Origin of the sequence: Kutzneria sp. CA-103260, from assembly GCF_018263855.1 — a bacterium.
Lineage (GTDB): Bacteria > Actinomycetota > Actinomycetes > Mycobacteriales > Pseudonocardiaceae > Kutzneria.
The window spans coordinates 2892995-2908057 of sequence record NZ_CP073318.1; the positions used below are offsets into that span (position 1 = coordinate 2892995).

Here is a 15063-nt window from a genome sequence, read left to right on the forward strand (position 1 = left end):
GCGTGTCATGTGCGCCACCCGGTCAGCCGAGTGGGCGTTCCGGATAGCCGAGTTCGATATCGCTCACGTCGTCGAGGGCGGCGCGGATGGCCGGGGGGAGGGTGAGGTCTTCGGCGGCGAGGCTGGTGTGGAGCTGGGTGGTGTCTCGTGCGCCGACGACGGCTGTCGCGACACCGGGGCGGTCGCGGACCCAGGCCAGGGCGACCGCGAGGGGTGTGGTGCCGAGTCCGTCGGCGGCGGTGACGACGGCTTGCACGATGCGGGCGGCGCGTTCGCTGCGGTGGTGTTCGACGTAGGGGGCGTAGTGGGGGTTGGAGCCGCGGGAGTCGGGTGGTGTGGCGTTGCGGTATTTGCCGGTGAGCACGCCGCGGCCGAGTGGGGCCCAGCAGAGGATGCCGAGGCCGTGGTGGTTCGCGGCGGGGACGACTTCGCGTTCGATGCCGCGTTCGAGCAGGGAGTATTCGACCTGGGTGGAGACCAGGGGGAAGGTGCTGGCCGCGGCGGCGGTGGCGAGTTGCCAGCCGGTGTAGTTGGAGATGCCGGCGTAGCGGATCTTGCCGGCGGTGGCGGCGGCGTCGATGGCGCTGAGGGTTTCCTCGATGGGGACGGCGGTGTCCCAGGCGTGCAGCTGCCAGAGGTCGATGTGGTCGACGTCGAGGCGGCGCAGGGAGCCGTTGAGGGCGGTGAGCAGGGCGCCGCGGCTGGCGCCGCCGCCGAAGGGGCCGTCGTCGCGGCGGGCGACGGCTTTGGTGGCGATGATGATGTCGTCGCGGTCGACGACGTCGCCGACGAGGGCGCCGAGCATCTGTTCGGCGTCGGTGTAGACGTCGGCGGTGTCGACGTCGGCGTCGGTGTAGACGTCGGCGGTGTCGACGAGGGTGCCGCCGGCCTCGATGTAGGCGGTGAGCTGCCTGGTGGCCTCGTCGGCGTCGGTGTCCTTGCCCCAGGTCATGGTGCCCAGCGCCAGCCGGGGGACCCGAAGGCCGCTGCGGCCGAGGTGTCGATGCTGCACGGGTGCGAGCCTATGCCGATCTTGGGCGTTGGGCCTGTTGCCGTAGTGGTTACTGGCCGGTAGGGTCCGGGTTCGTGCGACTTGGGCTGAACCTCGGTTATTGGGGCGCGGGTAACGACGCGGACAATCTGGAGCTGGCCAAGGAGGCCGAGCGGCTGGGTTTCGCGGTGGTGTGGGCCGCGGAGGCCTACGGTTCGGACGCTCCGACGGTGTTGTCGTGGGTGGCGGCGCACACGTCCCGCATCGACGTGGGCAGTGCGATCTTCCAGATTCCGGCGCGGACGCCGGCGATGGCGGCGATGACCGCGGCGACGTTGGACACGTTGTCGGGTGGCCGGTTCCGGCTGGGTCTGGGGGTGTCGGGTCCGCAGGTGTCGGAGGGCTGGCACGGGGTGCGGTTCGACAAGCCGCTGGCGCGGACGCGTGAGTACGTCGACATCGTGAAGTCGGCGCTGCGGCGGGAGAAGCTGCGGTACGAGGGCAAGCACTACACGCTGCCGCTGCCGGACGGTCCGGGCAAGGCGCTGACGCTGACCGTGCATCCGGTGCGGGAGCAGATCCCGATCTACCTGGCGGCGGTGGGGCCGAAGAACCTGGAGCTGGCCGGGGAGGTCGCCGACGGCTGGCTGGCGGTGTTCTACTCGGCGGAGTTCGCCGCGGAGTCGTTGGCGCAGGTTGCCGCGGGTCGGTCGAAGGTCGGTAAGACCCTTGACGGGTTTGACGTCGTACCGACGGCGCCGCTGGTTGTCGGTGACGACTGGCAGGCCGCCGCGGACGCGGTGCGGCCGTACGCGTCGCTGTATGTGGGCGGCATGGGCAGCCGGGAGAAGAACTTCTACAACAACCTGGCCTGCCGGATGGGCTTCGAGGCGCAGGCGGCCGAGGTGCAGGACAAGTTCCTGGCCAAGGACTACCAGGGTGCGATGGCCGCGCTGCCGGTGGAGTTCCTGGACGCGACGTCGCTGCTGGGTCCGGTGGAGCGGATCGCCGACGGCATGCAGGCGCTGGCCGGGGCCGGGGTGACGACGTTGACGGTGTCGCCGATGCACTTCGATCTTGACCTGAACGTGGCGGCGCTGCGGGCGGCGGCGGAGGCTCTGGACAAGTCGGGCGTGGCCTGACCGTAGGCTGCGGGTGTGGCGACTCTGATTTTGCTGCGGCACGCGCAGTCCACCGCGAACGGTTCCGGGGTGCTGGCCGGTCGGTCTCCCGGCGTGCAGTTGGCCGAGTCCGGCCAGAAGCAGGCGGCGAAGCTGGTGGAGCGGCTGGCCGGCGTCGAGCTGGCCGGTGTCGTGTCCTCGCCGTTGCTGCGGTGTCAGCAGACGATCGCGCCGTTGACGGCCGCGCGGGGGATCGAGCCGGTGATCGAGGACGATCTGTCCGAGGTGGACTACGGCGAGTGGACCGGGAAGGCGATCAAGGATCTGCTCAAGGAGCCGTTGTGGACGGTGGTGCAGCAGCATCCGTCCGCGGCGGTCTTCCCCGGCGGCGAGGGCTTGGCCTCGGTGCAGGCTCGGGCCGTCGCCGCCGTTCGCCGGCATGACGCCCGGATCACCGCTGAGCACGGTGACGAGGCCGTGTGGTTGGCGTGCAGTCATGGGGACGTGATCAAGGCTGTGCTGGCCGATGCCCTGGGCACGCACCTGGACTCGTTCCAGCGGATCGTGGCGGACCCGTGTTCGGTGTCGGTGGTCCGCTACACCCACACCCGGCCGTTCGTGGTGCGCATGAACGACCACGGCTCGGAGTACGCCGCGATCGTTCCGGTGAAGCCCAAGGAGGAGGAGAAGGTCAACGCCTCCGACGCCGTGGTGGGTGGCACCACCGGGGCGTGAGCCGGTCGACTCAGGCCTCGTCGCGCAGGGTGTCCCTGGTTGCGGCGAGCAGCGCCATGAGGGTGTCGAACCGCTCGGGTCCGAGCAGTTCGCGTACCCGGTCCTCGGCGGCGAGTTCGCGGGCGACGGCTTCGGCTGAGGCGTTGCGGCCGGTGCTGGTGGCGTGCAGGGCGACCGCGCGGCCGGTGCCGACCCGCCGTTCGATGTAGCCGAGTTTCTCCAGCCGGTTGGCGGCCTGGCTGATGGCCTGCTGGCTCTTGCCCAGCCGGTTGGCGATCTCGGTGACGGTCACTCCTGGCTCGGCGACGACTGTGTCGAGCAGGTGGTTGAGTGGCAGTGAGAGCGACGTGCCGGCGAGTGCGGCTTCGCCGTGCTGCTCGATGAGCACGCTGACTTCCCGGAGACGACCGCGCAGCAGTGCGGTGAGAGCGGGTCCGGTCGGCGTGTCGTCGGTCGGTGTCGCAGTCACGTCCCGCAGTCTACCCATCTTTCCGTATGGCCTTGTGAACACAAGGCCTTGTGTTACCGTGTGTCGTGTCTCCTCCTCCTCGGTGCGCACCGCGTCCGGGGTCCGCGACGGATTGGACGAGCATGATGACCCTGAAGCTGGACCGACATATCGCGATCCTGGGCGGCAGTTCCGGGATCGGCCTGGCGACCTCCCGGCTGGCGGCCGACCGCGGGGCACGGATCACACTGGGTAGCCGTGACCAGGTGCGCCTGACCGCCGCGGCGGCCCACACCGGCGCGATGGCCGTCCCGGTCGACGCCGAGGACATGTCCTCGCTGGCCGGATTCTTCCGCGCGGCCGGGCCGATCGACGATCTGGTCATCACCCTGACCCGCCGCGGCCGCCGACCGTCGCGCGAGGGGGATCGCCTGGGCCTGGCCGATCTCGCCGGTTCCTTCGCCGGCAAGGCGGTCGCCGTGTTGCGCGCGGTGGGCGAGTCGCTGGACGCGCTGTCCGAAGACGGTTCGATCACGCTGGTGGGCGGTGTCACCGCGCAGGCCGGCTTCGCCGGCACGGCCGAGGCCGCCGCCGTCAACGGCGCCGTGGAGGCCGCGGTCGCGCCGCTCGCGCGGGAACTCGCCCCGCGTCGCGTCAACGCCGTCTCGCCCGGGGTGATCGCGACCGAGTGGTGGGACTCGCTGGGCGAGCACCGTGACACGGCGTTGGAGACCTTCGCCCGGCGCACGCCGCTGGGCCGCAACGGCCGTCCGGAGGACGTCGCCCTGGCGATCCTCGCGTTGATCGACAACCCGTTCATCACCGGTGTGGTGCTGCCCGTCGACGGCGGGATCCGCCTCACCTGACCAAGGAGTCGCGCATGCGTGTGTTCGTGACCGGAGCAACCGGGTTCGTCGGGTCGGCCGCGGTGGCGGAGCTGATCGGAGCGGGGCACGAGGTGATCGGGCTCAGCCGGTCCGACGCCGGCGCCCAGGCCCTTGTCCGCGCCGGCGCAACGGTCGTCCGCGGCGACGTCAACGACCTGCGATGGCTACGAGAGGTCGCCTCCGACGCCGAGGCCGTCATCCACACCGCGTTCAACCATGAGGCACCAGCCGATGCGCGGCAGCAGTGCGAGAACGACCGGAAGGTCATCGCGACCCTCGGCGCGGCCACGTCCGGGCCGCTCATCGTCACCTCCGGCACCGGCCTGGCGCAGTCCGCCGCCGGTGGCGCGGTCACCGAGGCCGACCCGCACGCCCCGTCCTCGATGTTTCCCCGCGCCGCCACGGAAGAAGCCGCAGACGCGCTCATCGAGCAGGGTCGCAACGTCATGGTGATCCGGCTGCCCCAGGTGCACGACAGCAGCCGTCAGGGCCGCATCCTGCGGCACATCCAGCTGGCCAAACAACAAGGCACCGTCGCCTACATCGGCGACGGCGACAACCGGCTGCCCGCCGCCCACGTCACCGACGTCGCCCGGCTCTACCGGCTGGTGCTGGACAACGGCCGACAGGGTGCCCGCTACCACGCCGTGACCGAGCAGGGAGTGCCCCTGCGCGCGATCGCCGAAGTCCTGGGCGATCGGATGGGACTGCCCGTGCAATCCCTCACGCCCCAGCAGGCACCGGCGTACTTCGGGCCACTGCTCCAACTCGCCGAGCTGGACCTGCCCGCCTCCGGCGCACACACCCAGCAGCGACTGGACTGGCGCCCCACCGGCCCGGACCTGCTCACCGACCTCCGCAACACCGACTACACGGCGATCTGCTGAGCTGGACAACCGGAACCATCCCTCCGTATCGTGGGCGCACCATCGAACTCAGGGGGAGTCGACATGCCCACAGCGGCCGAGGTGTTCGAGTTGGTCCGGCAGGCCAGCGCCAGCGGTGATCTCGAGGCGTACCTGGAACTGCTCGCCGACGACATGGTGATGGAGTGGATGTACCCGTATCCGGGCTTCCCGTCCCGAATGGAGGGTGGCGACCAGCTTCGCGAGTTCTACCGGGGCATGGCCGACCGGGTCCAGGGCAGCCGCAGCGACTTCCGGGACGTGGTGGTGCACCAGAGCGCCGATCCGGAGGTGGTGATCGCCGAGTTCACCCGCGACATGTCCGGCGGGGTCGCGGTGCCCTACATCGTGGTGATCCGGGTCCGCGACGGCAAGATCGTGCACTACCGCGACTACTTCCGGGTGTGACGAAAGGGCCCTGGTCCACAGTGGACCAGGGCCCTTCCCTTGTCAGAGCGTCAGTTCACGTTGACGCCGGACCAGGCGGCGGCCACGGCCTTGTACTCGGCGCTGGTGGCGCCATAGAGGTCGGACGCGGCGGCCAGCGTGCCGGCGCGGGCCTTGGAGTAGTTGGTGGTGGAGGTGAACTTGGTGGTCAGGGCGCGGAACCAGATGGCGGCGGCCTTGTCGCGGCCGATGCCGGTCACGGCCTGGCCGTTGGAGGTCGGGCTGTTGTAGGCGACGCCGTTGATGGTCTTGGCGCCGCTGCCCTCGGCCAGCAGGTAGAAGAAGTGGTTGGCCACACCGGAGGAGTAGTGCACGTCCTTGTTGCCGACGGTGGAGGACCAGTAGTCGGCCGAGTTGCCGTCCTTGGAGGGCTGGTCCATGTAGCGCAGCGGCTTGCCGTTGCCGAAGATGTCGATCTTCTCACCGATCAGGTAGTCGCCCTGGTCGGAGGCGTTCTTGGCGTACCACTCGACCATGGTGCCGAAGATGTCGCTGGTGCCCTCGTTGAGGCCGCCGGACTCGCCGGAGTAGACCAGGCCGGCGGTGGCGGAGGTGACGCCGTGCGACATCTCGTGGCCGGCCACGTCCAGCGCGGTCAGCGGGCGGGCGTTGTTCTGGCCGTCGCCGTAGGTCATGCAGAAGCAGGCGTCGGACCAGAAGGCGTTGACGTAGGAGTTGCTGTAGTGCACCTTGCTCAGCGCGCCGACGCCGTCGTTCTTGATGCCGTTGCGGCCGAAGGTGTTCTTGTAGAAGTCCCACGTCTCGGCCGCGCCGTAGGCGGCGTCGGCGGCCGCGGTGTTGGCGGTGGCCGCCTTGCCGTCGCCGAAGACGTTGTTGGTGCTGGTCACCAGGGTGCCGGTGCTGGTCCCGTGGTTGAGGTTGTTGACCTGCTGGTTGCCGCGGGTGCCGTCCTTGAGCTGGTAGCTGCTGCCGGACTGGGTGGTGGTCAGCGAGACGGTGCCGGAGTACTCGGTGTTGCCGGTGCCGGTGGCCTCCTCGATGCCGTCGTAGGAGTACAGCACCCTGCCGCTGGCGGCGTCGGTGAACACGTGCTGCTCGATCGGCGTCTGGTCGGCCTTCAGGCCGGTCACCACGGTCTCGTAGGCCAGGGTGGGCGCGGTGTCGACCGCGTAGACGACCAGCTGCGGCGCGGACTTGGCCAGGTTGGACCCGGTGACGGAGGCGGCGGCCTCGGAAGCGGCGGTGTTGGCCGACAGCTTCGGGGTCGCGGCCGGCGCGATGCGGGCGCTGTTGGCGTAGGTGACGCCGCGGACCGAGCCGGCGGCGGTCTGGTCGACGATCAGGTCGCCGCCGAGCACGCGCATGCCGTTGTAGGTGCGGTCGTAGCGCAGGTGCCGGGTACCGTCGGAGTCGGTGACGACGTCCTTGACGACCAGCTTCTCCTGGCTGCCCAGGCCCAGCGTGCCGGCCAGCGAGGGGGCCTGGTCCTGCGCGGACTGCAGTGCCTCCTGCCGGGCGAGAAGCGGGTTGGCCGGGGCCGCGGTGGCGGTGGCGAACCCGGCGACGGTGCTGGCCAGGGCGACCGTGACGGCCGCGGCGCAGCACAGGGTCACACGTTTCATCGAGTCTCCTCGTTCCTGGTGCAGGGTGCCGATCCGGCCTGATAAGGACGGAACGGACATCGGGAACGAGTTCGATCCTGCCGAGAAGTGAACACGGTACGTAATAGGGAAATCCCTTGCAGTGACATGGGACGTTGACAGTTAAAGATGGGTTGGCCGAAGGGGGATGACGGTGCGTGATCTGGAGGTGGGTCCGGACGGGGCCCGGATGCGCTGGGTGGAGCTGGCGGGGGCGGAGCCGGCCACCGTCTACCTGCACGGGCTGGGGTCGTCGGCGCCGGCGTACTTCGCGCAGGTGGCGGCGGCCACCGGCCGACGGTCGCTGCTGGTGGACTTCCTCGGTTTCGGGCTCAGCGACCGTCCGGCGGAGTTCGGTTACACCATGGAGGAGCACGCCGACACCGTCGCCACGCTGCTACGGGGTGTGGATCTGCATGCCGTGCGGGTGGTGGGGCACAGCATGGGCGGGGCGGTCGCCATCCTGCTTGCGGAGCGTCACCCCGAGCTGGTCGGGGAGCTGGTCCTGGCCGAGGCGAACCTGCGGCCGTCCGGGGCGCGCTCGATGAGCGCCCGTATCGCGGCTTACCCGGAGGACGAGTACGTGCCGACGATGCACCAGCGGATTCTCGGCGGGGTCGGGCCGCAGTGGGCGGCCACCATGCGGCAGGCCGACCCGGCCGCGATGCACCGCAGCGCCACGTCACTGGCCGGCCCCCGGGATCGCTGGTTCCTGCGCAGCCTGTGCGCGCTGACCATTCCCCGCACGTTCCTGCTGGGGGAGCTCAGCCCCCGCCCGGTCGACGAGCAGGAGATGATCGACTCCGGTGTGGCCGTGACGGTGATCCCCGGCGGCGGCCACAACATGATGCTGGACAACCCCAAGGCGTTCGTGGAGGCGCTCACCTGATGAGGACCCTGCTCAGCGGCGGCACCGTGATCAGCATGGACCCGGCCGTCGGCGATCTCGGCCGCGGCGACGTGCTGATCACCGACGGCGTGATCACGGAGGTGGCCGCGCGGATCGACGCGCCGGACGCCGAGGTGATCGACGCGACCGACCGGATCGTGCTGCCCGGTTTCGTCGACACCCACCGGCACACCTGGCAGACGGCGTTTCGCGGCATCGGCGCGGACTGGACGTTCGCCGAGTACCGCACGGCCATGCACGGCACGCTCAAACCGCATTACAGCCCGGAGGACATCTACCTCGGCAACCTGCTCGGCCGCCTGGAGGCGCTGAACTCCGGCGTCACCACCATGCTGGACTGGTTCCACGCCAACCAGAGTCCCGAGCACGCCGACGCCGCCTGGCAAGGCCTCAAGGACGCCCCGGCGCGATCGGTCTTCGCCCTGTGCGCGGGAGCCGGCCCGGACCGGCCGGTCGACGAGGCGGAACTGGGACGCTTCGCCGCCGACGGCCTGGTCACGCTCGCGTTGGCCTGGCGCGGCCCGCAACTGACCACAATGGACATTGCCGCCGCGGATCTCAGGCTGGCAGGAGAAGTCGGCCTGCGGACCAGTGTGCACGTCGGATCCGGCGGCGCCCGCGGCAGCCGTCCGGTGTCGGCGATGCGCGAACATGGTCTGCTGCACGAGAACACGACGTTCATCCACGCCAACGGAGTCGAGGACGACGAGCTGCGCATGCTGGCCGACGCCGGCTGCTCGGTGTCGATCAGCCCGGACGTCGAGGTGAAGATGGGCTTCGGCTGGCCGGAGACCGGCCGCATGCTGGCCGCCGGGCTGCGGCCCACGTTCTCCATCGACGACTGCCCGTCGGCCGGCGGCGACATGTTCGCGACCCTGCGCACCGCCTTCGCCGTGCAGCGCGGGTTGGACGGCAGCCTGAATTCCCGTGACCTGCTCGAGTTCGCCACCGTGGACGGCGCCCGGGCGTGCGGACTGTTCGCCCGAACGGGCAGTCTCACTCCGGGCAAGGACGCCGACATCGTCCTGCTGCGGGCCGACGACCTCAGCGTCTTCCCCTTCAACAACCCGGCCGGCACCATCGTCGCCGCCGGCCATCCCGGCCTGGTCGACACCGTTGTGGTGGCCGGCCGCGTGGTCAAGCGGGACGGCGCGCTCGTCGGCGTGGACCTGCCGACACTCAGGAGCAGGATACTGGAGTCGCGCAACCGGATTGCCGCGGCCGCCGGCATTCCACTCGACGGATCATGGCGTCCCCGGACAGAATCGGAGTAACCGTTTCACTGGGGGAGTCACCGCCATGCACATCGTGTTCGTCACCGTGCCCGCGTCCGGCCACATCTACCCGACCCTGCCACTGGTGCAGGAGCTGACCCGGCGCGGGCACCGGGTCAGCTACGCCACCTCTCCCGACTACCGCGACGTGATCGCCGACTCGGGGGCGGAGCTGGTTCCCGTGGACTGGTACCCGGAGAAGGTCAAGGCATCCAAGGGCGGACAGACCACCGGCGAGCTGGCCGACATGCTGGTGGCCAGCATCCGCCACACCAAGCAGGTGTTGCCCAGGACTCACGAGCGGCTCACCGCCGACCGGCCGGACCTGATCGTGCACGACGCGGTCACCGTGCTGGGCTCGATGCTCGCGGCCAAGCTGGGCCTGCCGTCGGTGTCGACGTTCCCCAACTTTGCCGGCAACGACAAGTTCGACATCTCCACCGTGCTGCTGCCGCCCGACTTCGACCCGCAGCACCCGACCTTCCGCCAGTTCGTCGCCGAGATGCACGAGCTGGCCGCCGACTTCGGCGTGCCGGTGTCGTCGGTGACCGGCGCCGCCCAGACCGCCGACCTGAACCTGGTGCTGATCCCGCGCGAGTTCCAGATCCAGGGCGAGGTGTTCGGCCCCGAGTTCCGCTTCATCGGCCCCTCCTTCGGCAACCGCGAGCACGAGCACGACTGGCAGCCGCCGGCCGGCGCGTCGAAGGTGCTGTTCGTGGCCCTGGGCACCGTGGTCAACGACCGTGCCGACTTCTTCGGCACGGTGATCAAGGCGTTCGGCGGTGGCGACTGGCACGTGGCCATGGCCGTCGGGCACCAGGTCGACATCGCCCAGCTGGGGGAGATCCCGGCCAACTTCGACGTGCGGCCCTACTTCCCGCAGCCCGAGGTGCTGCGGCACACCGACGTTTTCCTCTCCCACAGCGGCATGGGCTCCACCATGGAGGCCATCATGCGGGAGGTGCCGATCGTGTCCTACCCGCAGATCCCGGAGCAGGCCGCCAACGGCCGGCGCGTGCAGGAGCTCGGCCTGGGCCGGCTACTGGACATCAGCCGCGACGTCGACCCGGACGAACTGCGCCACGTCGTCGAGGAAGTGGCCGTGGACAAGGAGATTCGCGCCAACCTCGCGACCATGGCCGGACACGTACGCGACGCCGGCGGCCCCGCGGCCGGTGCCGACGCCATCGAGGAGCTGGTGCGCTGATGGCACATCTCGCGTTCGTCTCGCTGCCGGCCGCCGGCCACGTCAACCCGACGCTGCCGCTGGTCGCCGAACTCGTCCGCCGCGGGCACCGCGTCACCTACTCCAGCGGCGGCGTCTCGGCCGACGCGATCGCCGCCGCCGGCGCCACCGCGTTGCCCGGCAGCGGCGAGTCCGTGCGGCCCACCGGCACCATGAACGATCAGATGCTGGCCAGCGTCGATGCGTCCCGGGCAGTGCTGCCGGGGCTGGAGAAGACGTTCACCGACGACCCGGCCGACCTGCTCTGCTACGACTGGTTCACGCCCTACGCGCCGCTGCTCGCGCACCGGCTCGGCGTGCCGACCGTCGCCACCGTGCCCACCCACGCCAGCAACGCCTCGTTCAACCTCTTCGCGCTGATGATGCCGCCGGACTTCGACACCAGCGAGTACCTGGCCGCCCAGTCCCAGCTCGTCGCCGACCTCGGCGTGCCGATGGAGCCGCCCACCCCGCGGCGGCAGATCGTGTTCCTGCCCCGGCGGTTCCAGCTCGCCGGCGACACCTTCGACGACTCCTACGTGTTCGTCGGGCCCACCCTGGCCGAGCAGCGCGAGGACTGGCAGCCGCCGGCCTCCGCCGACAAGGTGTTGTTCGTGTCGCTGGGCACGGTGTTCAACGACCACCCGGACTTCTTCCGCGCCGTCGTCGCGGCGTTCGCCGACACCGACTGGCACGTGGCGATGGCCGTCGGCGACCAGGTCGACCTCGCCGCGGTGGGGGAGATCCCGTCCAACTTCGAGGTCCGGCCCTTCTTCCCGCAGCAGGCGGTCCTCCGGCACGCCACGGCGTTTCTCACCCACGCTGGCATGAACTCCGTCATGGAGGCCCTGCTCAGCCAGGTCCCCATGATCGCCCACCCGCTGACCCCCGAACAGGCCGCCAACGCCGACCAGTTGGTCGCCCTCGGCTTCGGCCGGGTCCTCACCGACCTGGCCGAACTAGCCGTCACCGTGACGGAAGTGGCCCAGGACAAGGACATCCGCGCCAACCTCGCCACCATGGCCGACGACCTTCGCGCCGCCGGCGGTGCGACAGCCGCCGCCGACGCAGTGGAGGCGGCATTGCCCGGTAGCGCCTGACAGCGGGCGAGGGATGATCGGCAGGACCCGCTGCCACCATCCCTCGCCCGCCACAGCCCGTCAGCCGCTGCAGTGATCGTTGTAGCGGTGGGAGTTCATCCGGTCGTTCATCGGCGTGCCGTCCGGCAGCGTCACGCGGCGGAAGTCGGGCACGTTGCCGTTCGGCACCACGAAGGCGCACGGGCCGTGGTAGCCGGAGTTGTAGTAGATCGAGACGTAGGAGTCGACGTCGCGGTTGATCATCGAGCTGACGTTGGTCTCCAGGCCGTCACCGCCCCACAGCGGGATGTTCGTGCCCGTGTAGTGGACGGCTCCCCAGTTCGGGGTGCTGTGGCCGCCGTCGTCCCACTTGTAGCCGGTGTAGTTGGCGCCGGACCAGAAGCAGGAGTGCCCGGCCGGACACGTCGGGGCCGCGCTGGCCGGCAACGCCGCCGTCACCGCCAACCCGCTCACCGCCGCCGCGACGATCAACACCTTCGAGATGAGCTTGCGCATCCGTGCTCCCCTTGTCGGTTGTGCTGTGGCTGGCACAACCGTGCCGAGGATCGTCATCGACCTGTCATCGCGCCGTCCTTGTCCCAGCTCAGGGCAGCCAGATAGGCCGACACCGCCGAGACGTCGCCGGCGTCGGAGATCACGCCGACATAGCCGTCCGGGCGGATCAGCACCAGCGTGCGGTCGGTCGCGCCGTAGGCGGCGGCCAGGTGGCCTTCGGTGTCGGCGATGTCGTCGGGGCCGGTCGGTTGGGCGACGACGTGGAGGGTCCTGAGGCCGGGTACGTCGAGCGTGGGCCCGAAGCACAGCAAGGTGAACCGGCCGCCGCGGGTCAGGTCGAACAGCCGCCGTTCGCCATCGAGTGTCGCCAGCTTGGTCGCGTCGGGGGCGCGGTCGCCGGCCCGGAGCCGTGCGGTCTCGTCACGGTCGTCGAGCGCGAGAGCGGAGCCGCGATAGTTCACCGTGAGCTGCATCGTGTCCGCGTCGCGGCGGACGGGGACGCCCTTCTGCTCGATCGCCTGCGCGAGACGGGCGTTGGACAACGCGAGGACGCCGACCGCGACCGGCCGCCGCTCGGCCTCGTAGCTGTCGAGCAACGCCGGCGGAGCGCCGTTCACGACCGCTGCGAGTTTCCAGCCGAGGTTGTGGGCGTCCTGGATGCCGGTGTTCATGCCCTGACCGCCGGCCGGTGAGCGGATGTGCGCCGCGTCGCCGGCCAGGAACACCCGACCCTCGCGATAGCGGTCGACGAGTCGGATGTTGGCCCGCCACAACGACGACCACTCCGGCTCGCGCAGGCGGACGTCCGTGCGGCCGCTGCGCCGATCGAGGATCGCCTGCATGTTGGCCAGGCTGAGCGCCGGATCCTGCCCCGGACCGATGGACGCCTGGTACTGGAAGACGTCGGTGGAGGGCAGCGGGCACAGGTTGACCATGCCCTCTTCGTGCCGCCACATGTGCCACACCTCGCGGTCCAGGCCGTCGACCGCCACATCGGCGACGATCATCCGCACCTCGTCGCGGGTCTCGCCCTCGAAGGCGATGCCGGCCTGCTTGCGGACCACGCTGTGCCCGCCGTCGCACCCGACCAGCCACCGCGCGGCGACCGTCTCGACCTCGCCGCCCTTGACGACCACCGCCCGCACGCCCTCGTCCGACTGCTCGAAGCTGTCGAGCGCGGTCCCGAACTCAACGGTGCCGCCAAGCTCCGCCAGCCGCAGCCGCAGCGCCTCCTCGATCCGCCACTCGGGCGTGATCAACGTTGCCGGATAAGGAATGTCGGGCCGGTCCCGGTACCCGTCGTCGCCGCTCATCGTCACCTGGCCGTCAGCGCCGGTCGACCGGATCGGCATCGCCAGCCGGCCGTGGGCGATCACGCGGTCCACGACCCCCAGATCGTCGAACACCTCCAGGCTGCGTGGCTGAACCCCCTTGCCGCGCGACCCGGGCTGCGGGCCGGGGGTCGCGTCGACCAGCCGGAACGAGACGCCGCGGCGGGCCAGCTCACAGGCCAGCGTCAACCCGGTCGGCCCCGCGCCGACGATCAGCACCGACGTCTCACCCATCGTCTCGCTCATCCCACCCCACCTAAGAAAGGAATCCCTTCCTAACTACCCTAGGCCTCCTTGATAAGAAAGGAAAGACTATCTAACCTGAGAGGGTGGTCACCGAGGCGTCCGAACCCGTCCGCCGTCGACGGCACGGCAAGGAGCTGGAGTCGGCGCTGCTCGCCGCCGGGTGGGAGGAGCTGGTCGAGGTCGGCTACGCCCGCCTGACCATGGAGTCGATCGCCGTGCGGGCCCGCACCAGCGAGGCCGTGCTCTACCGGCGCTGGGCCAACAAGGACCAGCTCGTGCTCGCGGCGATCGAGCACCATCGCACCGCCAACCCGGTCGTCGAGCCCGACACCGGCACCCTGCGCGGCGACCTGCTGGCCCACCTGACGGCCGTGAGCGAGGCCCTGGCCGGCTACTTCGCCATCGCCATGGCCACCGCCTTCGCCGGGCTGATGGCCGACACCGGACTGACCCCCGCGCAGGCCCGCGACCGGATCATGGACGCCCGGCGGCTCCCCCCGATCCGAGCCCTCTACCAACGGGCCCACGACCGCGGCGAGATCGACCTGGCCCGCATCCCAGCCGCCGTGCTGGACATGCCGTTCGACCTGGTGCGCCACGACCTGCTCATGGAACTCAAGCCGCTGCCGCCGTCCCGCATCCGGTCGATCGTCGACGAGCTGTTCCTACCCCTCATATTCGCTGGGCCGCGCGGGCCAGGCCTGGGTAGCGCCTGACGCTGTGGACCGGGCCGAACAGATCGCCGCGCTGATGGCCGCCAGCGCGTTGAACCCTGCGGTGCAGGCCGTGCAGACCCGATTCCGGCTCGGACTGGCCGACAGCTGGAAGATCGCGCCGGGCTCGTCGGTGCTGGAGATCGGCTGCGGCCAGGGCGACATGACCGCCGTGCTCGCCGACGCCGTCGGCCCCGACGGCCGCGTGGTGGGCGTCGACATCGCCGACCCCTCCTACGGCGCGCCGGTCACCCTCGGCCAGTCGGCCGCCCACCTGCTCGCCGGCCCGCTGGGCGAGCGCATCGAGATCCGGTTCGCCACCGACGTGCTGGAAGCCAGCTTCCCGGAGGGCTCCTTCGACCACGTCGTGCTGTCCCAGTGCTCCTGGTACTTCGCCTCGTACGAGCAGTTGCGCGACACCCTGGCCCGGGTGCGGCCGTGGGCCCGGCGGCTGTGCCTGTCCGAATGGGACCTCCGGCCCACGACCGTCGAGCAGGTCCCGCACCTGCTGGCCGTGCTGGCACAGGGCCAGATCGAGGCCGGCGGCGCACGCGGCGAGGGCAACGTCCGCACCGTCTTCGGCCGCGACGACCTGCACCGCGCCGCCGAGGACGCCGGCTGACGGATCGAGACC

At 70.4% G+C, this 15063-nt stretch carries 16 protein-coding genes; 11 read left to right on the forward strand and 5 right to left on the reverse strand.

Annotation, left to right across the window (positions count from 1 at the left end):
* Positions 1-22 precede the first annotated feature (22 nt).
* Positions 23-1012 carry an aldo/keto reductase gene (locus JJ691_RS12350; protein ID WP_211768913.1) on the reverse strand — a complete coding sequence of 330 codons (990 nt, stop codon included), beginning with the start codon at positions 1010-1012 and terminating at the stop codon, positions 23-25.
* A gap of 74 nt (positions 1013-1086) precedes the next feature.
* Here JJ691_RS12350 and JJ691_RS12355 point away from each other — a divergent pair, with 74 nt between their 5' ends.
* On the forward strand, positions 1087-2133 hold the full coding sequence (locus JJ691_RS12355; protein ID WP_211768914.1) for an LLM class F420-dependent oxidoreductase: 1047 nt from the start codon (positions 1087-1089) through the stop codon (positions 2131-2133).
* A gap of 15 nt (positions 2134-2148) precedes the next feature.
* Positions 2149-2847 (forward strand): histidine phosphatase family protein, encoded by a 699-nt coding sequence (locus JJ691_RS12360; RefSeq protein ID WP_211768915.1) that lies wholly within the window; start codon positions 2149-2151, stop codon positions 2845-2847.
* A 10-nt stretch (positions 2848-2857) separates the two neighbouring features.
* Here JJ691_RS12360 and JJ691_RS12365 read toward each other — a convergent pair whose 3' ends face one another.
* Positions 2858-3316: a MarR family winged helix-turn-helix transcriptional regulator gene (locus tag JJ691_RS12365; protein WP_211768916.1), complete on the reverse strand. Its 459-nt coding sequence runs from the start codon at positions 3314-3316 to the stop codon at positions 2858-2860.
* A gap of 122 nt (positions 3317-3438) precedes the next feature.
* On the opposite strand from JJ691_RS12365, the gene JJ691_RS12370 reads away from it, so the two are divergent.
* From JJ691_RS12370 to JJ691_RS12380, 3 genes are all read left to right on the forward strand, one after another.
* Positions 3439-4161, forward strand: coding sequence for an SDR family oxidoreductase (locus JJ691_RS12370; RefSeq protein WP_211768917.1), 723 nt, complete (start codon positions 3439-3441; stop codon positions 4159-4161).
* A gap of 14 nt (positions 4162-4175) precedes the next feature.
* Entirely contained in the window at positions 4176-5069 is an 894-nt protein-coding gene (locus JJ691_RS12375) for an SDR family oxidoreductase (RefSeq protein ID WP_211768918.1), read from the forward strand.
* Positions 5070-5132: 63 nt separating this feature from the next.
* The gene (locus JJ691_RS12380; RefSeq protein WP_211768919.1) at positions 5133-5495 is read left to right on the forward strand and encodes a nuclear transport factor 2 family protein; all 363 of its coding nucleotides are present in this window, start codon (positions 5133-5135) and stop codon (positions 5493-5495) included.
* A 50-nt stretch (positions 5496-5545) separates the two neighbouring features.
* Here JJ691_RS12380 and JJ691_RS12385 read toward each other — a convergent pair whose 3' ends face one another.
* Entirely contained in the window at positions 5546-7117 is a 1572-nt protein-coding gene (locus tag JJ691_RS12385; RefSeq protein WP_211768920.1) for a M4 family metallopeptidase, read from the reverse strand.
* A gap of 172 nt (positions 7118-7289) precedes the next feature.
* Here JJ691_RS12385 and JJ691_RS12390 point away from each other — a divergent pair, with 172 nt between their 5' ends.
* Genes JJ691_RS12390 through JJ691_RS12405 form a run of 4 tightly spaced genes read left to right on the forward strand, consistent with a single transcriptional unit; the run spans position 7290 to position 11644 of the window.
* Complete coding sequence (locus JJ691_RS12390) at positions 7290-8024, forward strand: alpha/beta fold hydrolase (RefSeq protein WP_211768921.1); 735 nt, start codon at positions 7290-7292, stop codon at positions 8022-8024.
* Positions 8024-9319, forward strand: coding sequence for an amidohydrolase family protein (locus JJ691_RS12395; RefSeq protein WP_211768922.1), 1296 nt, complete (start codon positions 8024-8026; stop codon positions 9317-9319). The genes JJ691_RS12390 and JJ691_RS12395 overlap by 1 nt, the downstream gene beginning before the upstream one ends.
* Positions 9320-9344: 25 nt before the next feature.
* Complete coding sequence (locus JJ691_RS12400) at positions 9345-10526, forward strand: macrolide family glycosyltransferase (RefSeq protein WP_211768923.1); 1182 nt, start codon at positions 9345-9347, stop codon at positions 10524-10526.
* A complete protein-coding gene (locus tag JJ691_RS12405) occupies positions 10526-11644 on the forward strand; it encodes a macrolide family glycosyltransferase (protein WP_211768924.1) in 1119 nt (372 codons plus the stop codon). The genes JJ691_RS12400 and JJ691_RS12405 overlap by 1 nt, the downstream gene beginning before the upstream one ends.
* Before the next feature lie 60 nt (positions 11645-11704).
* Here JJ691_RS12405 and JJ691_RS12410 read toward each other — a convergent pair whose 3' ends face one another.
* Together JJ691_RS12410 and JJ691_RS12415 are read right to left on the reverse strand one after the other, a co-directional pair.
* A complete protein-coding gene (locus JJ691_RS12410) occupies positions 11705-12139 on the reverse strand; it encodes a peptidase inhibitor family I36 protein (RefSeq protein ID WP_211768925.1) in 435 nt (144 codons plus the stop codon).
* Positions 12140-12192: 53 nt separating this feature from the next.
* Complete coding sequence (locus tag JJ691_RS12415; protein WP_249227863.1) at positions 12193-13716, reverse strand: FAD-dependent oxidoreductase; 1524 nt, start codon at positions 13714-13716, stop codon at positions 12193-12195.
* An 83-nt stretch (positions 13717-13799) separates the two neighbouring features.
* Between JJ691_RS12415 and JJ691_RS12420 the strand changes: the two genes are divergently transcribed.
* Together JJ691_RS12420 and JJ691_RS12425 are read left to right on the forward strand one after the other, a co-directional pair.
* Positions 13800-14432, forward strand: coding sequence for a TetR/AcrR family transcriptional regulator (locus tag JJ691_RS12420; protein ID WP_211768926.1), 633 nt, complete (start codon positions 13800-13802; stop codon positions 14430-14432).
* Positions 14433-14436: 4 nt separating this feature from the next.
* Complete coding sequence (locus JJ691_RS12425; protein WP_211768927.1) at positions 14437-15051, forward strand: methyltransferase domain-containing protein; 615 nt, start codon at positions 14437-14439, stop codon at positions 15049-15051.
* Positions 15052-15063: the final 12 nt, after the last annotated feature.